This window comes from Xylanimonas oleitrophica (genome assembly GCF_003244315.1).
Taxonomy (GTDB): domain Bacteria; phylum Actinomycetota; class Actinomycetes; order Actinomycetales; family Cellulomonadaceae; genus Xylanimonas_A; species Xylanimonas_A oleitrophica.
Genome location: NZ_QKWH01000013.1, coordinates 67,848 through 87,255 on the forward strand (window position 1 = coordinate 67,848; position 19,408 = coordinate 87,255).

17 protein-coding genes and 1 tRNA gene are annotated in these 19,408 nt (G+C 74.4%); 6 read left to right on the plus strand and 12 right to left on the minus strand.

The features are described 5' to 3' along the window. Positions 1–95: 95 nt before the first annotated feature. The 9 genes from prmC to argS form a co-directional block, all read right to left on the minus strand. Positions 96–1,010, minus strand: a complete 915-nt coding sequence (prmC, locus tag DNL40_RS13670; protein WP_111251850.1) for a peptide chain release factor N(5)-glutamine methyltransferase — start codon at positions 1,008–1,010, stop codon at positions 96–98. Between the two features lie 40 nt (positions 1,011–1,050). Further along, a complete protein-coding gene (gene prfA, locus DNL40_RS13675) occupies positions 1,051–2,139 on the minus strand; it encodes a peptide chain release factor 1 (protein WP_111251814.1) in 1,089 nt (362 codons plus the stop codon). A gap of 143 nt (positions 2,140–2,282) precedes the next feature. Continuing rightward, entirely contained in the window at positions 2,283–2,498 is a 216-nt protein-coding gene (gene rpmE, locus DNL40_RS13680; RefSeq protein ID WP_111251815.1) for a 50S ribosomal protein L31, read from the minus strand. A gap of 160 nt (positions 2,499–2,658) precedes the next feature. Then, a complete protein-coding gene (rho, locus tag DNL40_RS13685) occupies positions 2,659–4,575 on the minus strand; it encodes a transcription termination factor Rho (RefSeq protein ID WP_281268463.1) in 1,917 nt (638 codons plus the stop codon). 264 nt (positions 4,576–4,839) lie between these two features. Further along, on the minus strand, positions 4,840–5,802 hold the full coding sequence (thrB, locus tag DNL40_RS13690; protein WP_111251816.1) for a homoserine kinase: 963 nt from the start codon (positions 5,800–5,802) through the stop codon (positions 4,840–4,842). Positions 5,803–5,832: 30 nt separating this feature from the next. After that, positions 5,833–6,924, minus strand: coding sequence for a threonine synthase (thrC, locus tag DNL40_RS13695; RefSeq protein WP_111251817.1), 1,092 nt, complete (start codon positions 6,922–6,924; stop codon positions 5,833–5,835). Positions 6,925–6,931: 7 nt separating this feature from the next. Further along, positions 6,932–8,269 carry a homoserine dehydrogenase gene (locus tag DNL40_RS13700; RefSeq protein ID WP_111251818.1) on the minus strand — a complete coding sequence of 446 codons (1,338 nt, stop codon included), beginning with the start codon at positions 8,267–8,269 and terminating at the stop codon, positions 6,932–6,934. Positions 8,270–8,459: 190 nt separating this feature from the next. Then, a complete protein-coding gene (gene lysA / locus DNL40_RS13705) occupies positions 8,460–9,878 on the minus strand; it encodes a diaminopimelate decarboxylase (protein WP_425450787.1) in 1,419 nt (472 codons plus the stop codon). Continuing rightward, positions 9,875–11,542, minus strand: coding sequence for an arginine--tRNA ligase (gene argS, locus DNL40_RS13710; RefSeq protein WP_111251819.1), 1,668 nt, complete (start codon positions 11,540–11,542; stop codon positions 9,875–9,877). The genes lysA and argS overlap by 4 nt, the downstream gene beginning before the upstream one ends. 126 nt (positions 11,543–11,668) lie before the next feature. Between argS and DNL40_RS13715 the strand changes: the two genes are divergently transcribed. After that, positions 11,669–11,741: transfer RNA gene (locus DNL40_RS13715), tRNA-Arg, on the plus strand. 148 nt (positions 11,742–11,889) lie between these two features. Here the strand turns inward: DNL40_RS13715 and DNL40_RS13720 are convergent. Genes DNL40_RS13720 through DNL40_RS13730 form a run of 3 tightly spaced genes read right to left on the minus strand, consistent with a single transcriptional unit; the run spans position 11,890 to position 14,347 of the window. Then, on the minus strand, positions 11,890–13,314 hold the full coding sequence (locus DNL40_RS13720) for a dihydrolipoyl dehydrogenase family protein (protein WP_111251820.1): 1,425 nt from the start codon (positions 13,312–13,314) through the stop codon (positions 11,890–11,892). Then, positions 13,311–13,886 (minus strand): DUF308 domain-containing protein, encoded by a 576-nt coding sequence (locus DNL40_RS13725; RefSeq protein ID WP_111251821.1) that lies wholly within the window; start codon positions 13,884–13,886, stop codon positions 13,311–13,313. The genes DNL40_RS13720 and DNL40_RS13725 overlap by 4 nt, the downstream gene beginning before the upstream one ends. A gap of 29 nt (positions 13,887–13,915) precedes the next feature. After that, the gene (locus DNL40_RS13730) at positions 13,916–14,347 is read right to left on the minus strand and encodes an organic hydroperoxide resistance protein (protein WP_111251822.1); all 432 of its coding nucleotides are present in this window, start codon (positions 14,345–14,347) and stop codon (positions 13,916–13,918) included. 109 nt (positions 14,348–14,456) lie between these two features. Here DNL40_RS13730 and DNL40_RS13735 point away from each other — a divergent pair, with 109 nt between their 5' ends. The 5 genes from DNL40_RS13735 (at position 14,457) to prpB (ending at position 19,399) form a co-directional block, all read left to right on the plus strand. Further along, positions 14,457–15,065 carry a TetR/AcrR family transcriptional regulator gene (locus DNL40_RS13735; RefSeq protein ID WP_111251823.1) on the plus strand — a complete coding sequence of 203 codons (609 nt, stop codon included), beginning with the start codon at positions 14,457–14,459 and terminating at the stop codon, positions 15,063–15,065. A 250-nt stretch (positions 15,066–15,315) separates the two neighbouring features. Further along, positions 15,316–16,194 (plus strand): hypothetical protein, encoded by an 879-nt coding sequence (locus tag DNL40_RS13740; protein ID WP_111251824.1) that lies wholly within the window; start codon positions 15,316–15,318, stop codon positions 16,192–16,194. A gap of 105 nt (positions 16,195–16,299) precedes the next feature. Next, complete coding sequence (locus DNL40_RS13745; protein WP_111251825.1) at positions 16,300–16,977, plus strand: GntR family transcriptional regulator; 678 nt, start codon at positions 16,300–16,302, stop codon at positions 16,975–16,977. Then, positions 16,974–18,491, plus strand: coding sequence for an MmgE/PrpD family protein (locus DNL40_RS13750; protein WP_111251826.1), 1,518 nt, complete (start codon positions 16,974–16,976; stop codon positions 18,489–18,491). Before DNL40_RS13745 ends, DNL40_RS13750 begins: the two co-directional genes overlap by 4 nt. Beyond that, positions 18,491–19,399 (plus strand): methylisocitrate lyase, encoded by a 909-nt coding sequence (prpB, locus tag DNL40_RS13755; RefSeq protein WP_111251827.1) that lies wholly within the window; start codon positions 18,491–18,493, stop codon positions 19,397–19,399. Before DNL40_RS13750 ends, prpB begins: the two co-directional genes overlap by 1 nt. Positions 19,400–19,408: the final 9 nt, after the last annotated feature.

The following is a 19,408-nucleotide window of genomic DNA, read 5'->3' on the forward strand; positions in this document are numbered from 1 at the left end:
TGTCACGCAGCGGCGCGCCCTCGATCACCCCGGGCCGTCCGGGCGGGCGGCCCGGGGTGATCGAGGGCGCGCCGCACCACCGCACGGGACGGCCGTCACCGGCGTCGGGCCACCACCATGCGAGGACGGCCCGTGAGGTCCTCGCGGGTGGCGGCCGGCTCGAAGCCGGGACCGCCCCCGACCCGCACCGCGTCGACCATCGCGCGCGCGGCGGCGGCCTGCACCTCCGCGTGCTCCATCACGTACAGGCCCCCCGGCCGCAGCAGCCGAGCGGCGGCCGCCGTCACCCCGCGCGGCACCTCGAGGCCGTCGACCCCCAGGCCGTAGAGCGCCACGGCCGGGTCGTGGTCGGCGACCTCCGGGTCACGAGGCACCGCGCCCGGCGGTACGTACGGCGGGTTGGAGACGACGACGTCGACCGTGCCGTCGAGGTCCCCCAGCGCCGTGCGTGCGTCCCCCCGCACCAGCCGCACCCACGACTGGTCCCCGTCGGCACCGGCTCCCACCGCCGCGACGTTCCGGGCCGCCCAGGCGTGGGCGGCGGCGTCGAGCTCGACGGCGTGCACGTGCGCCCCCCGCACCTCCGTCGCCACCGCGAGAGCGATCGCCCCCGACCCCGTGCACAGGTCGACGACGACGGCGCTCCCCCGCGCGGCCACCGCGCGGCGCGCCTCGTCGATCGCCACCTGGGCCACCGTCTCCGTCTCCGGCCGCGGCACGAACACGCCCGGACCGACGTCGAGCTCGAGGTGCCGGAAGGCCGCCGTCCCCGTCAGGTGCTGCAACGGCTCCCGTGCGGCCCGCCGGACCACGAGCGCGGCGAAGCGCTCGAGGTCCGCGGCGTCCACCGCAGCGTCCAGGACCGCCAGTCGGCGCACCTCCGCACGGTCGACGTGCAGCACGTGGGCCAGCAGCAGCTCGGCGTCGACCCGCGCCGTGGCCACGCCGCGCGCCGTCAGCGCCGCCGCCGCCCAGCGCACCCACGCCGAGGGGCGAGCCCCAGCCGGCACCGGTGCCACGCCGTCTGCCACGCCGTCGGGCGCCACGGGCTCACGCACCGGCGGCCGCCAGCCGCGCAGCCTCGTCGGCGTCGATCGCCGACCGGACCACCGGCTCCAGGTCGCCGTCCAGCACGTGGTCCAGGTTGTACGCCTTGTAGCCGGTGCGGTGGTCGGCGATGCGGTTCTCGGGGAAGTTGTACGTGCGGATGCGCTCCGAGCGGTCCACCGTGCGCACCTGCGAGCGGCGCAGGTCGGCCGCCTCCGCAGCCGCCGCCTCCTGCTGCGCCGCGAGCAGCCGGGCCCGCAGCACGCGCATCGCCTGCTCCTTGTTCTGCAGCTGCGACTTCTCGTTCTGCATCGACACCACGATGCCGGTGGGCAGGTGCGTGATCCGCACCGCCGAGTCGGTCGTGTTGACCGACTGGCCACCAGGGCCCGAGGAACGGTAGACGTCGACGCGCAGGTCGTTGGGGTCGATCTCGACCTCGCCCGGGTCGTCGACCTCGGGAAACACCAGCACGCCGGCCGCCGAGGTGTGGATGCGGCCCTGCGTCTCCGTCACGGGGACTCGCTGGACACGGTGCACCCCGCCCTCGTACTTCAGGTGGGCCCACACCCCCTCGGCCGGGTCGCTCACCGAGCGCGCCTTGATCGCCACCTGGACGTCCTTGTACCCGCCCAGGTCGGTCTCGGTGGCCTCGAGCACCTGCGTGGACCACCCCTGCCGCTCGGCGTAGCGCAGGTACATGCGCAGCAGGTCGCCGGCGAACAGGGCCGACTCCTCGCCGCCCTCGCCCGCCTTGATCTCGAGGATGACGTCGCGCCCGTCGTCCGGGTCGCGCGGCACGAGCACGCGCCGCAGCGTCTCGGTGGCAGCGGTCTCGGCCTCGCGCAGCGCGGGCAGCTCGGCCGCGAGCTCCGCGTCGAGCTCCGCCAGCTCGGCGGCCGCCCCCGCGTCGTCGCGCGCCTGCTCCCACGCCCGGTAGGCGCCCACGACCCGGTTGAGCTCGGCGTACCGGCGCCCGAGCGTCCGCGCCCGGCCCGCGTCCGCGTGGACCGCCGGGTCGGCGAGCGCGCGCTCGATCTCGGCGTGCTCGGCCAGCAGGGGGCGGACGGCGGCGAACGGGTCGGTGGTCACGTGGTCTCCACGGGTGAGGTGCCGTCAGGGCGGGGGGTTCCGGGCAAAGCAACAGCGCCGGTGGTCCGACGTCCGACTCCCTGCGACTGCCCCTGGAGAGGTTGTCGAGGTCGTCGGGCGGACCACCGGCGCCGTGAGGTCTGCTACTTGGCGTCCTTCTTGCCGTAGCGGGCCTGGAAGCGGGCGACGCGACCACCGGTGTCGAGGATCTTCTGCTTGCCCGTGTAGAACGGGTGGCAGGCGCTGCAGACCTCGGCGTTGATCTTGCCCGACGGCGAGGTGCTGCGGGTGGTGAACGTGTTGCCGCAGGTGCAGCTGACCTCGGTGAGGACGTACTCGGGGTGGATACCGGACTTCATGATGCTCCTTGGTGTGGTTGCCGCCGGGTCGCCCCGCTGACTGCGGGCCGTGAACCGGCAGGCCGACGGACCATTGTGCCAGAGGCCAGGTGGCCGTGGCGACAGGTGTCGCGAGGGCCACAGCGGGACGTGCCCACCGCGGCCCTCGCGCACGCGTGCGTCAGACGGTCTCGCCGACGTTGTCGTCGGCGAACGCCGCCGGGGTGGTCTTCTGGACCTGCAGGAGGAACTCGACGTTCGTGCGGGTCTCCTTGAGCTTGCCCAGGAGCAGCTCGATGGCGGCCTGCTGGTCGAGCGCCCCGAGCAGACGGCGCAGCTTGTAGACGATCTGCAGCTCGTCGCGCGACATGAGGATCTCCTCGCGGCGCGTGCCCGACGCGTTGACGTCCACGGCCGGGAAGATGCGCTTGTCGGCGAGGTTGCGCGACAGCCGCAGCTCCATGTTGCCCGTGCCCTTGAACTCCTCGAAGATCACCTCGTCCATCTTCGAGCCCGTCTCGACGAGAGCCGAGCCGAGGATGGTGAGCGAGCCGCCGTTCTCGATGTTGCGGGCCGCCCCGAAGAACTTCTTCGGCGGGTAGAGCGCCGCGGCGTCCACACCACCGGACAGGATGCGGCCCGACGCGGGCGCGGCCAGGTTGTAGGCCCGCGACAGGCGGGTGATCGAGTCGAGCAGCACCACGACGTCCTGGCCCAGCTCCACCAGGCGCTTGGCGCGCTCGATGGCCAGCTCCGCGACGATCGTGTGGTCCGACGCCGGGCGGTCGAACGTCGAGGCGATGACCTCGCCCTTGACCGTCCGCTCCATGTCGGTGACCTCTTCGGGTCGCTCGTCGACCAGCACCACCATGAGGTGGACCTCAGGGTTGTTGGTCGTGATCGCGTTGGCGATCTGCTGCATGATGATCGTCTTGCCGGCCTTGGGCGGCGCGACGATCAGGCCGCGCTGGCCCTTGCCGATCGGGGCGACGATGTCGATCACGCGCGGCGTGAGCTTGGTGGCCTCGGGGTTCTCCAGGCGCAGCCGCTCCTGCGGGTACAGCGGCGTGAGCTTGTTGAACTCCGACCGCTGGCGCGCCTCCTCCGGCGACATGCCGTTGACCGAGTCGAGGCGCACGAGCGCGTTGTACTTGCTGCGGGCGCTGTTGCCCTGCGGCGGCTGCTCGCCCTCGCGCGGCTGACGGATGGCACCCACGATCGCGTCGCCGCGGCGCAGGCCCGACTTCTTGACCTGGTTGAGCGAGACGTACACGTCGTTCGGACCGGGCAGGTAGCCGCTGGTGCGCACGAACGCGTAGTTGTCGAGGATGTCGAGCACGCCGGCCACGGGGAGCAGGACGTCGTCCTCGCGGACCTCGACGTCCTCGCCGCCCAGCACGTCGGGCTGGCCGCCGCGGTTGCGCCCGCGCTTGCGGTCACGGCCGCGGTCGCGGCCACGACGGCGGCGCGAGCCGCGCTCGTCGTCCGGGCCGTTGCCGCCCCGGTCGTTGCGGTCGCCGCGGTCGCGGTCGTTGCGCTCGCCACGCTGGCCGCCGTCGGCGGCGCGCTCGTTGCGCGCATCGCCCGACCGCTGGCCGTCGCTGCCCTCGCCCTGGCGGCGGTCGTCGCCGCCCTGGCCGCGGGAGCGGCGCGAGCTGCGCGGCGCGGCCACGGCGTCGGCCAGCTCGGCCAGGCGCGCGGCGCGGTCGGCGTCGGACTCGGCGCCGCCGCGGCCGGAGCGCTCGCCCTGCGGCTCGGCGCTCTCGCGCGCCGAGGCCTCGGCCGGAGCGGCGTCCGTGCCCGCGGGGCGGGTGGCGCGGCGCGAGCGCTGCGGGCGCTCGGAGGCCGTCGTCTCGCCGTGGGAGGCGTCCGCACGGACACCCGGCGCCGTCGCCGTCGCGGCGGCGACGGGGGTGCTCGTGGTGCCGGACGCGGCCGGCCCGCCGGAGCGGCCGGCGCGGATGGCCTCGACGAGGTCACCCTTGCGCATCTTGGACGTGCCCTTGACCCCCATCTGGGAGGCCAGCGCCTGGAGCTCTGCGAGACGCATCGAGCTCAGGGACCCGGAGGTGCTCCGGGTGTCGGTGGTGTCTGTCACGAAGGACCCTTCCCCCTCGTTCGCGGCGGCCCCGAAGATCAGTGCTGCGGGCCGCCGGTGGGCGGGCGTCCGGCACGGTGCCGGCACGCGTGAAACCTCACGCCAGTGGTACGACGACGTCGGCTGACGGGGTTGTCGAGGCCTTCACCTCGCTGCCGTGGCTCCGACGGACAGCACGCGAACGCACTGCTCCCGCCCTGTTCGACGAAGGTCGGGTGGGGGTGGCGTCGAGGTCGGACCGAGATGTGGTCGATACCTGAAGGCTCACTGCATCGTACCACCGCGGGTCCCCGGCTCGGGAGCCCCCGCGAGGCGGCGTGCTCGCGCACCGCCCGTGTCGATGCCCGGCCGCAGCACCCGCCAGCCCGCCACGCCGTCCACCAGTCCCGCCAGCACCGCGTCCAGGTCCGCCACCTGACCCTGCTCCGTCAGCACCAGCACGGTGGGCCCCGCCCCCGAGATCGTGGCGGCGAAGCCCTCCGCACGCAGGGCGCGCAACAGCTCCGCCGACGCGGCCATCACGCCCGCCCGGTACTGCTGGTGCAGCCGGTCGTCCGTGGCGTCGAGCAGCAGCTCCGGCCGCCGGGCCAGCGCCTCGACCAGCAGCGCCGCCCGCCCCGCCGTGTACGCCGCGTCCTCGTGCGGCACCGACGCCGGCAGCGCAGCCCGGGCACGGCTCGTCGCCAGCCGGGCGTCCGGCACCAGCACGGTGGCCGTGATCGCGGGATCGAGCTCCAGGCCCACCGCCCGCGGCCCGCCCGGCCCCGACCACGCCACCGTGGCACCACCGCTGATCGCCGGCGCCGCGTTGTCCGGGTGGCCCTCGAACTCCGTGGCGATGCGCAGCACCGCGTCCGCGTCGAGCGCGTGCGGGTCGGCCAGCAGGGCTCGCGCCGCCACGACGCCGGCCACCACCGCGGCGGCCGACGAGCCCAGCCCGCGGCTGTGCGGCACGTGGTTCGAGCAGGTCAGCCGCAGCCCCGTCAGCGGCGCGCCCACCAGCTCCAGCGTGTGGTGCAGGGCGCGCACCACGAGGTGGTCGGCACCGGTGGGCACCTGGCCCGCACCCTCGCCGAAGACCTCGACGACGACGTCGTCCGACGCGACCAGACGCACGTCGAGCTCGTCGTAGAGGGCCAGCGCCAGGCCCAGGGAGTCGAACCCGGGCCCGAGGTTCGCGCTGGTGGCGGGCACCCGCACCACGACGTGGTCGGCTCCGAGCTGCACGGGTTCCTCCTGGTCCTCAGGCGGCCCGGCTCACGCCAGGTCCAGCGCGGCGGCGATCGACATGACGTCAGCCCCCACCCGGGTCGGCTCGACCTCGCCGCCGTCGGCCGTGCGCAGCGCCCACGCCGGGTCCTTGAGGCCGTGGCCGGTCACCGTGATCACGACGCGCGCGCCGGCCGGCACGAGCCCGCGCTCCGCGCGCGCCAGCACCCCCGCCACGCCGGCAGCCGACGCCGGCTCCACGAACACCCCGACCTCGCTGGACAGGATGCGGTGCGCCGCGAGGATCTGCTCGTCCGTCACCGACTCGATGACGCCGCCCGAGGTGTCGCGCGCCTCCTCGGCCTGCTGCCACGAGGCAGGGTTGCCGATGCGGATCGCCGTCGCCACCGTCTCCGGGTCCGTCACCGGGTGGCCGAGCACGATCGGCGCGGCACCCGCCGCCTGGAAGCCCCACATCTGCGGCGTGCGCGTGGCGACCGCAGGCAGCGCCGCCCCCGCGTCGAACCCCGCGTACTCGCGGTAGCCCTTCCAGTACGCGGTGATGTTCCCGGCGTTGCCCACCGGCAGCGCGTGGATGTCCGGTGCCTCGCCCAGGGCGTCGACCACCTCGAACGCGGCCGTCTTCTGGCCCTCGATGCGGTCGGGGTTCACGGAGTTGACCAGCTCGACGGGGTAGGCCTCGGCGAGCTTGCGCGCCGCCACCAGGCAGTCGTCGAAGTTGCCGTCCACCTGCAGCAGCCGCGCGCCGTGGGCGATCGCCTGGCTGAGCTTGCCCATCGCGATCTTGCCGTCCGGCACCAGCACCGCGCAGGTCATCCCCGCGCGGGTCGCGTAGGCGGCGGCCGACGCCGACGTGTTGCCCGTCGAGGCGCACACCACGGCCTTGGCACCACGGCCCGCGGCGGCAGAGATCGCCGCCGTCATGCCACGGTCCTTGAACGAGCCGGTCGGGTTCATGCCCTCGACCTTGACCCACACGTCGGCGCCGGTGCGCCGCGAGAGGGCGGGGGCCGGGACGAGCGGGGTGCCGCCCTCCCCCAGCGTCACCACGGACGCGCGCACGTGCTCCGGGAGACGTTCGGCGTACTCGGCGACGACGCCCTGCCATTGATGTGCCACTGGTGCCTCAGCTTCCCTCGACTCGCAGGACTGACGTGATCTCGCGGACCGGCTCGAGCGCGGAGACGGCGGCCACCGTGGCGGCCAGCGACGCCTCCCGCGCAGCGTGCGTGGTGACCAGCAGGTGCGCGGTGCCGTGCTCCTGCGCCAGGTCCTCGTGCACCGCCGCCGACGCCGACACCTGCCGCACCGTGTCGATCGACACCCCGTGCTCGGCCAGCACGCCGGCCACCTGCGCCAGCACGCCCGGCCGGTCCTCGACGTCGATGCGCACCTGGTAGCGCGTGATCGCCGCCTCGGCGGGCAGCACCGGGAAGTCCTGGTCCTTGGACTCCCGCAGCCCCTGGCCGCCGGTCAGGCGACGGCGTGCGGCGGACACGACGTCGCCGAGCACGGCCGACGCCGTCGGGCGCCCGCCCGCACCCTGCCCGTAGAACATGAGCGGGCCCGCGCCCTGCGCCTCGACGAACACCGCGTTGAACGCGTCGCGCACCGTGGCCAGCGGGTGGGAGACCGGGACGAGGGCCGGGTGCACGCGCACCGACACCTCGCCGTCGTCGACCGGGCCGATGACCTCCGCGACGGCCAGCAGCTTGATGACGTGGCCGGTGCGCGCCGCCCACGCGACGTCGTCGGCCGTGATGCCGCGGATGCCCTCGCGCGCCACCTGGTCGATCGAGACCCGCGTGTGGAACGCGAGGCTCGCGAGGATCGCGGCCTTGGCCGCGGCGTCGAACCCGTCGACGTCCGCCGTCGGGTCCGCCTCGGCGTACCCGAGCGCCTGGGCCTGCGCGACCGCCTCGTCGAGGTCCAGGCCCTCGGTGGTCATGCGGTCGAGCACGTAGTTGGTGGTGCCGTTGACGATGCCCAGCACCCGCCGCACGTGGTCGCCGGCGAGCGACTCGCGGATCGGGCGCACGATGGGGATCGCGCCGGCCACCGCCGCCTCGAAGGACAGGTCGACGCCGGCCGCGTCCGCCGCCTCGAACAGCTCCGGCCCGCGCTCGGCCAGCAGGGCCTTGTTCGCCGTCACGACGGCGGCGCCGCCCCGCAGCGCACGCAGGATGAGGCTGCGGGCCGGCTCGATGCCGCCCATGACCTCCACGACGAGGTCGGCGCGGTCCACCAGCGCCTCCGCGTCGGTGGTCAGCAGGTCGCGCGGGACCACCGGGTCGCGCTCCGTCGCCAGGTCGCGCACCGCCACGCCCACCAGCTCGAGCGGGGCGCCGACACGGGCCTCCAGGTCGATGGGGTTCGTGAGGATGCCCCGGGCCACCTCCGTGCCCACCACCCCGCAGCCGAGCAGCGCGACGCGCAGCGGGGAACCGTTCGCAGAGTCGGGCACGAGGTCACCTTCAGCAGGGTCGGGGGCAGGGACGTCGGGGTCAGGATAGGTGGTCGCACCGGGCGCGGGCCGGTGCGGTCCGGCGGGCGGACGAGCCGCGCCGCCGCCCACCGGCAGGGGCAGGCGACGGCGCACGGACGCCGCGCGAAGCCGCGTCAGGCGGGCACCCGGCCCGCCGGACGCCCGCGGCTCAGCCGAGGTCGAGCGCCAGCAGGTCCTCGACCGTCTCGCGGCGCACCAGCAGCCGGGAGGCGCCGTCGCGCACCGCCACCACCGGTGGTCGCGTCAGCAGGTTGTAGTTCGACGCCATCGAGCGGCCGTAGGCACCGGTCGCGGCGACCGCGAGCAGGTCCCCGGCACGCACGTCCGCGGGCAGCTCGACCTCGTGCACCACGATGTCTCCGCTCTCGCAGTGCTTGCCCACCACGCGAGCGAGCACCCCGGGCTCCGCCGAGCGGCGCCCCACGACCTCCGCGTGATAGCGGGCGCCGTACAGCGCCGGGCGGATGTTGTCGCTCATGCCGCCGTCCACCGAGACGTACAGGCGCGTGAACGTGGCACCGTCCTCGCCCGTCACCAGCACCGGCTTGACCGTGCCGACCCGGTAGAGGGTCACGCCCGCCGGCCCGACCACCGCGCGGCCCGGCTCGATCGACACGCGCGGCAGCTCCGTGCCGAGCTCCTCGCACACCGTCGCCACCGCCGCAGCGACGTCTTCGGCCACCGCCCGCGGGTCCAGGGCCTCCTCTCCCGGCAGGTACGCGATGCCGTACCCGCCACCGAGGTCGACCTCCTCGACCAGCGTGCCGGTGCGCTCCGCGAGGTCGGCACGCAGCCGCAGCACCGCGCGGGCGGCCGCCTCGAACCCGGCACCGTCGAGGATCTGCGAGCCGATGTGGGAGTGGATGCCCAGCAGCCGCAGGCTCGGACGCGCCAGCACGGCCAGCAGCGCCGCCATGGCGGGGGCGTCACCGCCGTCGGGCCCCGGGTTCACCGACAGGCCGAACTTCTGGTCCTCGTGCGCCGTGGAGATGTACTCGTGCCCACCGGCGTGCACGCCGGTGGTCACCCGGACCATGACCGGTGCGACCGCACCGCGCTCGGCGGCCAGCGCCGCCACCCGGTCCACCTCGGCGAGAGAGTCCACGATGATGCGCCCGACGCCGTGCTCCAGCGCCGCGCCGATCTCACCGTCCGACTTGTTGTTGCCGTGCAGCCCGATCTCCGCGCCCGGCACGCCGGCCCGCAGCGCCACCGCGAGCTCGCCGCCCGAGGCGGTGTCGACGCGCAGGCCCTCCTCCCTCGCCCAGCGCGCCACCGCCACGGTCAGCAGGGCCTTGCCCGCGTAGTAGACGTCCACGCCGGTACCCACCCGGGCGAACGCCGTCTCGAACGCCTCGCGATACGCGCGGGCGCGGGCGCGGAAGTCCGCCTCGTCCACCACGTAGGCGGGCGTGCCGTGCTCGGCCGCGAGCGCGTGCACGCCCACGCCGCCCAGCACCAGCTCGCCCGGGTGACCGGCGTCCGCACCAGCACGGTGCGCCGACGACGGCCAGGGCTCCCCCGGCCAGCCCTCGGCGCGCTCCACCCCGCCGGCCGGCGTCGTCACATCCGCTCCGGCGCGCTGACGCCCAGCAGGTCCAGGCCGTTGGCCAGCACCTGGCGCACCGCGTCGTTGAGCCACAGGCGCGTGCGGTGCGTGTCCGTGACGTCCTCGTCCGGGTAGGGCAGCACACGGCACTCCGCGTACCACTTGTGGTAGTCGCCGGCGAGCTGCTCGAGGTAGCGCGCCACCCGGTGCGGCTCGCGGTGCTGCGCCGCCGCCGCCACGATGCGCGGGAACTCGGTGAGCTGACCCAGCAGCACCGACTCCGTCTCGTGGGACAGCAACGACGGGTCGAACGCGTCGGAGCCGTCCTCACGCAGGCGCGCCACACCGCGGTCGGCCGCGTTGCGGTCCACCGCCGCCGTGCGCGAGTGCGCGTACTGCACGTAGAAGACCGGGTTGTCGTTGGTCTGCTTGAGCAGGTCCTCGCCCTGCAGCTCCAGCGGGGTGTCCGCGGGGAACCGGGCGAGCGAGTAGCGCACCGCGTCAGCCCCGATCCAGTCCACCAGGTCGCGCAGCTCGATGATGTTGCCGGCCCGCTTGGACAGCTTGGCGCCACCCACGTTGACGAGCTGGCCGATCAGCACCTCGATGTTCGTCTCCGGGTCGTCGCCCGCCGCGGCCGCGATGGCCTTGAGACGGTTGATGTACCCGTGGTGGTCGGCGCCCAGCAGGTAGATCTTGCCCGGGAACCCGCGGTCCTTCTTGGACAGGTAGTACGCGGCGTCCGCGGCGAAGTACGTGGGCTCCCCGTTGGCCCGGATCATCACCCGGTCCTTGTCGTCGGTGAAGTCCGTGGTGCGCAGCCACACCGCGCCGTCCTGGTCGTAGACGTGGCCCTGCTCGCGCAGGCGCTCGACCGCCTTGCCCACCGCGCCCGACTCGTGCAGCGTGCGCTCGGAGAACCAGACGTCGAAGTGGACGCCGAACGACTCCAGCACCTGCCGGATCTCCGCGAGCTGCAGGCGGTAGCCCTCCTCGCGCGCGACCTCCAGCGCCTCGTCGTCGGGCAGGTCCAGCAGGTCCGGCCGCTCGGCCAGCACCTTGGTGGCCAGCTCGGCCACGTACTGGCCCTTGTAGCCACCCTCGGGCACCTCGGTGCCTCGCGCACGGGCGAGGATCGAGCCGCCGAAGCGGTCCATCTGCGCACCGGCGTCGTTGATGTAGTACTCCGCCGCCACCTCGGCGCCGGCCGCGCGCAGGATCCGCGCCAGCGAGTCGCCCAGCGCCGCCCACCGGGTGTGACCGATGTGCAGCGGGCCCGTGGGGTTCGCCGAGATGTACTCCAGGTTGATGACCTGGCCGGCCAGGGCGTCGCCACGCCCGTACGCGGGGCCGGCGGTGACGACGGCGCGGGCCAGCTCGCCCGCCGCCGCGGCGTCGAGCGTGATGTTCAGGAAGCCCGGACCCGCGACGTCGACGGCCTTGACGCCCGGCGTCGCCTCCAGACGGCGCGCCAGGTCCTCCGCGAGCGCCCGCGGCGTCGTCCCCGCCTTCTTGGCGAGCTGGAGGGCCACGTTCGTGGCCCAGTCCCCGTGCTCTCGCTGCCGCGGTCGCTCCACGTGGACCGACGCGGGGATCGCGTCGGCAGGCAGGGCGAGGGTGCCGTCGGCCACGGCCGAGGCGAGGGCAGCGCTGAGTGCTCCGGAGAGCTCGTCGGGGGTCACCCCGCGATTCTATCGGGGGCACCTGCCGGGGCAGGGCTCGCCGTCCGGTGCGTGAGCCCGACGCCGGATTCCGGGGCACGGCCCTGGTGCTGGTAGTCTCGTTCCGGCCGTCACACGGACGGCTGCGCGCCTGTAGCTCAGTGGATAGAGCGTCTGCCTCCGGAGCAGAAGGTCGGGGGTTCGAGTCCCTTCAGGCGCACCGCACGACGAAGGCCCCTCCGGTGACGGAGGGGCCTTCGTCGTCCCTGGGCCCGGCCGGGTCCGGGGTGAGCCGCGCGGGCTCCCGTGGCGCGGGAGAGGTCTCGGCCCGTGCGGTCGAGGCCCTCCGGGTGTGGGCTGCGGTCCGGTCAGGCCGGGCGGCCGTAGGCCTCCAGCAGGCGGAGCCAGACCTCGCTGACGGTGGGGTAGGCAGGGACGGCGTGCCACAACCGGTCGATCGTGACCTCGCCGACGATCGCGATCGTGGCCGCGTGCAGCAGCTCGGCGACGTCCTGGCCGACGAAGGTCGCTCCGACGATCACGCCCCGGCCCTCGTCGACGACGATCTTCGCCCGTCCGGTGTACCCGTCCGCGTGGAGCCTGGCACCGGCCACCGCACCCAGGTCGTGCTCGACGGCGCGGACGTCGAGGCCCTGCTCACGAGCGCGGGCCTCGGTGAGGCCGACGCTCGCGACCTCGGGGTCGGTGAACACGACGCGCGGCACCGCCGCACGGTCCGCGGTGGCGGCGTGGGCTCCCCAGGGGGCGTCGTCGAGCGGCGCACCCTGGAGCCGTGCAGCGATCGCCTCACCGGCGGCCCGGGCCTGGTACTTGCCCTGGTGTGTGAGCAAGGCGCGGCCGTTGACGTCGCCGACGGCGTAGAGCCAGTCGGTGCCCTCGACGCGCATCGTCTCGTCGACGGCGAGCCCGCGGGACGGGTCGAGGCCGACCTGGTCGAGACCGAGGTCGTCGGTGCTCGGCCGACGACCGGTGGCCACGAGGATCTCCTCCGCCCGGAGCACGGCACCGTCCTCGAGGGTCACGCCGACGACCCCTTGCTGGTCCCGGTCCACACGCGTGGGCTGGACCCCGAGCCGCACGTCGACGCCCTCCGCGGCCAGCGCGGCGGCGAGGTGCTCGCCGACGAACGGCTCCTCCCCGTCGAGCAGACCGGACCGAGAGAGCAGGATCACGCGCGACCCGAGCGAGGAGTACGCGAGGGCGAGCTCGACACCGGCCACGCCGCCACCGACGACGAGGAGGCGCGGGGGCACGTGCGCGGCCGCGGTGGCCTCGCGGGTGCCCCACGGAGCAGCGGAGGCCAGGCCCGGGACGTCGGGCAGGACGGGCACGGAGCCGGTCGCCAGGGCGACGGCGCCCGCTGTGAGGAGCCGGTCTCCGACCCGCACGGCGTGCGGGCCGGCGAGCCGCCCGTGGCCACGGAGGAGGTCGATACCCGCCGAGGCGAGCCAGGCCGCCTGGCCGGCGTCGTCCCAACCGTCGGTGAACGCTGAGCGGCGCGCGAGGACGGCCGCAGCGTCGATCGTGCCCGTGACCGCCTGGCGGGCGCCGTCGAGCCGCCGCGCGGCGCGGATCGCTTGGCCGCTGCGCAGAAGAGCCTTCGACGGCATGCACGCCCAGTAGGAGCACTCGCCCCCGACGAGCGACGACTCCACGACCGCCACCCGCCGCACGCCACGCTTGGCGGCGTAGTCGGCCACGTTCTCGCCGACCGGACCGCCGCCCACCACGACCAGGTCGTAGTCGTACCGATCAGCCGCAGAGGTGCTCATGCGCGCTCCTTGCGGAGCCTCGCGGTGAGGCGCACGGCTGAGACGAGGAAGAAGACCGCACCCAGGCTCGCGTATCCCGCGGCCCCCGTCATCGACCCGGTCCCCTGGAGGCCTTGGACCACGAACGAAGCACCGGCGAGCACGGAGATGCCCCCCGAGAGCATCTGGGCGACCTGGCCGCCCGAGCGACGGTTGCGGACCGCGGCGACGAGCTGGGGGACGCCGGCCACGATCGCCCACACGCCCCAGACGGCGAGCGCACCGTGGATCGTGGCGGTCGACGTGACCCCGAGCACCACGGCGACGGCGGCGCTGACGCCGACATTGACGCGTTCCGCCGCCTTGGAGCGCTGCTTGTCAGGATCGGCGCGCAGCTGCCACAGCACCGCTCCCGCGTCGAACGCGGGGTACACGACCAGCAGCGCCGTCAGGAGGGGGTCGGGCTCGGCGGCGTCCGCCACCGTGGCGAGCATGGTGGCGACCCACGCGACGGCGAAGGCGGCACGGACGAGGTAGAGGTTGCGCAACGAACGGCCGTAGGTGAGCGCGGTGGCTCCCTCGGTGGTGGTCATGGTGCTCCTGTCCTGGGGGTCGTCGAGGCTCAGCCGACGGTCGTCGTGAGGGTGACCGAGACGTTGCCGCGGGTCGCGAGGGAGTAGGGGCAGACAGCGTGGGCCGCTGCGACCAGCTCTTCGGCCAGCCCCTGGGCGATGCCGCCCCCGATGTGGACGTGCAGCGCGGCGCCCAGCACGAGGCCGCCCTCGTCCGTCCGGCCGAGGTGCACCTCGGCGGAGACGGTGGACTGCTCCACCGGCGTCTTGCGCTGGGCGGCGACCATCTTGAGCGCGGAGTGGAAGCAGGAGGACCAGCCGGCGGCGAAGAGCTGCTCCGGGTTGGTCGCGCCGCCCGGGCCGCCCATGGAGGCGGGGATCGCCAGGGTCACGTCGAGGAGACCGTCGTCGGTGACGACGCGGCCTCCGGCGCGGCCGTCGCCCGTCGAGGTGGCGGTGGTGCTGTACAGCGGTGCAGCCATGAGGGTTCCTCCGTCGGATCGCGAATTAGTAGAGTTACTAGTTCGTCTACACGTCGAATGTAGACTACCTCGTACACCGAAGCAACACTCAGAACCACCGGAGGCAGGGATGGCAGCAGGTGTGGAGCCCGAGGCGGCGCAGGAGACCGCACCGAAGCGGTCCGCCGGAGCGACCCGCGCGCGCATCCTCGAGGCGACGAGCAGGCTGTTCTACTCGCAAGGGATCCGGGCCACGAGCGCCGACCGCATCATCGAAGAGGTCGGCATCACCAAGGTCACCTTCTACCGGCACTTCCGCACCAAGAGCGATCTCGTGGTCGCCTACCTCGACCAGCAGGCCTCCGCCGAGCGTGAGTGGTTCGAGCGCGTGCGGCGAGCCGGTGACGCGGTGACGTCGCTGCACGCCATCGCGGCAGGCATCGGCACGGTCAGCTGCAGCCCCGGGTTCCGCGGGTGCGCGTTCATCAACGCCGCGGCCGAGTTCGCCGACCCCCACGACCCCGTCCGGGCCGCCGTGGACCACCATCGCCGGTGGATGCTGGAGGAGTTCGCCGGCATCTCCGAGGACGCCGGGGTCCGCGACGCCCAGGAAGCCGCGCGGCAGCTGATGATCCTGCGCGACGGAGCCATGGTGAACGGCTACCTGGGTGCGGCGGAGTCCGTGACCGCGTCGCTCGAGGCCGCCTTCGACTCCGTCCTCGCCGCCTCGCGAACGTGACAGCCTGACCGCCGCTCTGCTACCGGCAAGCAGTCACCGTCATCGACCACTCCCTGCGGCGGTTCGTGAACGACCGGCGGCCGGAGCCTGGCTCCCCCTGCCGCACGTCCAGCACCTCACCCGCCGAGCCCTCATCTCCGGGTCGCGCGCGCCGATCGTGCAGGTCAGGCGGTGATCCGCCGGGCCGCCGCGCGGCGGCCGACACGGTGGGCAGGATGCCCGCCGGGCAAGGCCATGGACGGGAGCAGGGATGCCGAGGGGCTCGTGGGGCGACGCTGCCGCTGCCCTGCGCGGCGCACGCGCCCGCCGCAGGCGCACGACGACGGTGCTGACCCTGGTAGGGACGCTGCTCCTCGGCGCGGCCGCGGGCGTGGCGTACGCGCACGCGCAGACCCGTGACCTGACCCAGGCGCTGGTCCGGGACGTCGCCGCCGCGGCTCGTGCGCAGGAGGCGGCCGGGCATGACCTGGACCGTGCCGCACGGGACGCCGCAGCCCTGCTGACGGCGCTCGAGGAGAAGGCCGAGGGCGACCCGGCCGCGACAGCCCTGAGGAGGTCCATCGACGATGCGAGGGCGCAGGCCGCGGCGAGGGTGGACCTGGTACCGCCTGACGCGCATCTCGGCACGCTGTTCTTCGACGTGGGCGCGGCTCAGACCTATCTGGACGGCTCCGACGACGTGCTCGCCGGCACCTCGGCCGCCGAGGCCGCGCTGGAGGTGGCCATCGAGGCGGCGCAGACCCGGTACGACGAGGTGGTGCTGAAGGAGGCGCGCGCTACCGCTGCGCAGGCCCGGGCTGCTCTCGACGCCTCGCTCGCCGCCGGTGAGGAGCTCTTGGCCGGCACGGAGGGGGCGGTCGCAGACGACGAGGTCCGGGCCGGTCTACGCCGGGCCGTCGACGTGGCCGGCGCGCTGCCGGGAGCGCCTGCCGACGGCTCCCTGCAGGCGACGGAAGCCTCCGCGCGGTCGTTCGCCGAGGCGCGCGTGGCTGTCGACGCCGCCCTCGAGCGGGTGCGGGAGGAGCACGAGGCGTGGCGGGCGGAGCAGGAGCGCCTCGCCGCCGAGGAGGCAGCCCGTGCCGCCGCGGAGCTGATGTCGTACCAGCGGGCCGCGGGAGTGCCGTTCTAGCGCACCCAGTCGCGGCAGGCACGAGGACCGTCGCCCCCGGCTCTCTGTATGCACAGGGCCCGTAGGGGTAGACCTGAGGCCACCTCAGGTCTAGGTTCTGCATACATGAGCGTCACCGAGGCCGCCCCGCGCGCGAGCGAGCGCGCCTACCGCGCGCTGCGCGACGAGATCGTGCGGTGGGAGCTGGCCCCCGGCACCGTCCTGGCCGAGGTCGAGCTCGCCGCACGCCTGGGGATGTCCCGCACCCCGGTGCGCGAGGCGCTGGCCCGGCTGGTCTCGGACGGCCTGGCCGTCGCCGTCGGCGGGCGCGGCCTCGCCGTCGCACCGATGGACCTGGACCAGGTGCGCGACGTGTACGAGGTGCGCCAGGCCCTGGAGACCCACGCGGCACGCCTCGCGGCTCGGCGCGGCGACCCGGGCGTGTTCGCCGCGCTGGCCGACGAGCTGGCGGCCACCACGACGTCGGCCGACGCCGACCCCGGCCACGTCGCCTACTACGACCTGGTGGCCCGGCTGGACGCGGCGGTGGACGCCGCAGCCGGGAACCCGTACCTGGCCGCCGCGCTGGCCCCCGTGCGCACGCACCTGGCGCGAATCCGCCGCGCCGCCCAGCACGACCCGGCGCGCCTGGCCGCGGCCGCCGTCGAGCACCGCACCATCGCGGCGGCGATCGCCGCCGGGGACGCGGACCTCGCCGCGCACGCCACGCACGTCCACCTGCACCACAGCCTCCAGCACGCCGTGGCGAACGTCGCCCGCACCACCCAGGAGCCGCCGGCATGATCGAGCACGAGGTCCGCGTCCACCGCAGCGACGAGCCGCTCCCCCGCGAGGAGCAGCTCGCGTGGAAGATCGCCGAGGTGGCGGCCGAGCACGTCGAACCCACCGCCGACGTGGTGGACATGGTGATCAACCGGGTCATCGACAACGCGGCCGTGGCGACGGCGTCGCTGGGCCGGGCGTCGGTGCTCGCCGCCCGGGCCCAGGCGGAGGCGCACCCACCGTCGTCGGGAGGCGCAGGCGCCACGGTGGTGGGCAGCAGCCACCGCACCTCCCCCGAGTGGGCCGCCTGGGCGAACGGCGTCGCGGTGCGCGAGCTGGACTACCACGACACGTTCCTCGCCGCCGACTACTCGCACCCGGGGGACAACATCCCGCCGCTGCTCGCCGTCGCGCAGCACCTGGGGTGCACCGGCGAGGCGCTCGTACGCGGCATCGTCACCGGGTACGAGGTGCAGGTCGACCTGGTGCGGGCCATCTCGCTGCACCGGCACAAGATCGACCACGTGGCCCACCTGGGCCCGAGCGCGGCGGCCGGCATCGGCACGCTGCTCGGCCTGCCGCCCGAGACCGTCTACCAGGCCGTGGGCCAGGCGCTGCACACCACCACGGCCACCCGGCAGTCCCGCAAGGGAGAGATCTCCACCTGGAAGGCGTACGCCCCCGCCTTCGCGGGAAAGGTGGCCGTCGAGACCGTCGACCGCGCCATGCGGGGCCAGACGAGCCCCAGCCCCGTCTACGAGGGCGAGGACGGCGTGATCGCCTGGCTGCTCGACGGCCCGGACGCCCGCTACACGGTGCCCCTGCCGGGCGAGGGCGAGCCCCGCACCGCCATCCTCGACACGTACACCAAGGAGCACTCGGCCGAGTACCAGGCCCAGGCGTGGATCGACCTGGCCCGACGGCTGGGCCGCGAGCGCCCCGACCTGCGCGACCCCGCGAACGTCGTCTCCGTGGTGCTGCACACCAGCCACCACACCCACCACGTGATCGGGTCCGGCTCGGGCGACCCGCAGAAGTACGACCCGGCGGCGAGCCGCGAGACGCTCGACCACTCGATCCCGTACATCTTCACGGTCGCACTCCAGGACGGCGCCTGGCACCACGTGGACAGCTACGCGCCGCAGCGGGCGGCCCGCCCGGACACGGTGGGGCTGTGGCACAAGGTGACCACCACGGAGGACCCGGGGTGGACGCGCCGGTACCACGCCACGGACCCGGACGAGAAGGCGTTCGGGGGCCGGGTGGAGATCGAGCTGACCACGGGCGAGCGGGTGGTCGAGGAGATCGCCGTGGCGGACGCGCACCCGCTGGGCGCACGCCCGTTCGCCCGCGCCGACTACGTGCGCAAGCTACGCACGCTCGCCGAGGGCGTCCTGGCCGAGGCCGAGGTGGAGCGGTTCCTCGACGTGGCGCAGCGCCTGCCGGAGCTGGCGCCCGAGGAGCTCGCAGGGTTGACGGTGACGCCGCTGCACGACCCGGCCGCCACCTCCCCCGCCCCGAGGGGAATCTTCTGATGCTCTACTCCACGCTCACGCCGGCCGCGAAGCGCGCGGCCTTCCGCGAGCGCCTGCGCTCGGGCGACCTGCTCGAGCTGCCCGGCGCGTTCAACCCCCTCGCGGCACGGCTGATCCAGGACAAGGGGTTCGACGGCGTCTACGTCTCGGGCGCCGTCGTCGCCGCCGACCTGGGCCTGCCCGACGTCGGGCTGACGACCCTGACCGAGGTCGCCGCCCGGGCAGGGCAGGTGGCCCGCATGACCGACCTGCCCACGCTGGTCGACGCCGACACCGGGTTCGGCGAGGCGATGAACGTGGCCCGCACGGTGCAGGCCCTGGAGGACGCCGGCGTCGCCGGTCTGCACGTCGAGGACCAGGTCAACCCCAAGCGGTGCGGGCACCTGGACGGCAAGCAGGTGGTGGACGACGCCACGGCCGTGCAGCGGGTGTCTGCGGCGGCGAGGGCGCGGCGCGACCCCGACCTGCTGATCATGGCCCGCACCGACGTGCGCGCCGAGCACGGCCTGCAGGCCGTGGTGGACCGGGCCCGGCGGCTGGTCGACGCCGGCGCCGACGCCCTCTTCCCCGAGGCGCTGCGCGGCCTGGACGAGCTGGAGGCCGTGGCGAGCGCCGTCGACGTGCCCGTGCTCGCCAACATGACGGAGTTCGGCAAGACGGAGCTGTTCACCCGGCGCCAGCTCGCCGACGCCGGCGTCGCGATCGTCATCTACCCCGTCTCCCTGCTGCGCGTCGCGATGGGCGCCGCCGAGCGCGCCCTCGACACGCTGCGCGACGAGGGCTCCCTCCGTTCCCAGGTGCCCGGCATGCAGACCCGCGCCCGCCTCTACGAGCTGCTCGACTACGCCGGGTACGCCACGTTCGACGAGCACGTCTACGACTTCAGCCTGGAGCACCACCAGCGCTGAGCCCTGCGG

Coding starts and splice junctions, on each gene's coding strand:
- rpmE (WP_111251815.1), bottom strand. CDS start 2,498: ATGAAGTCCGGTATCCACCCCGAGTACGTCCTCACCGAGGTCAGCTGC.
- DNL40_RS13720 (WP_111251820.1), bottom strand. CDS start 13,314: ATGAGCACCTCTGCGGCTGATCGGTACGACTACGACCTGGTCGTGGTG.
- DNL40_RS13725 (WP_111251821.1), bottom strand. CDS start 13,886: ATGACCACCACCGAGGGAGCCACCGCGCTCACCTACGGCCGTTCGTTG.
- DNL40_RS13730 (WP_111251822.1), bottom strand. CDS start 14,347: ATGGCTGCACCGCTGTACAGCACCACCGCCACCTCGACGGGCGACGGC.
- DNL40_RS13735 (WP_111251823.1), top strand. CDS start 14,457: ATGGCAGCAGGTGTGGAGCCCGAGGCGGCGCAGGAGACCGCACCGAAG.
- DNL40_RS13740 (WP_111251824.1), top strand. CDS start 15,316: ATGCCGAGGGGCTCGTGGGGCGACGCTGCCGCTGCCCTGCGCGGCGCA.
- DNL40_RS13745 (WP_111251825.1), top strand. CDS start 16,300: ATGAGCGTCACCGAGGCCGCCCCGCGCGCGAGCGAGCGCGCCTACCGC.
- DNL40_RS13750 (WP_111251826.1), top strand. CDS start 16,974: ATGATCGAGCACGAGGTCCGCGTCCACCGCAGCGACGAGCCGCTCCCC.
- prpB (WP_111251827.1), top strand. CDS start 18,491: ATGCTCTACTCCACGCTCACGCCGGCCGCGAAGCGCGCGGCCTTCCGC.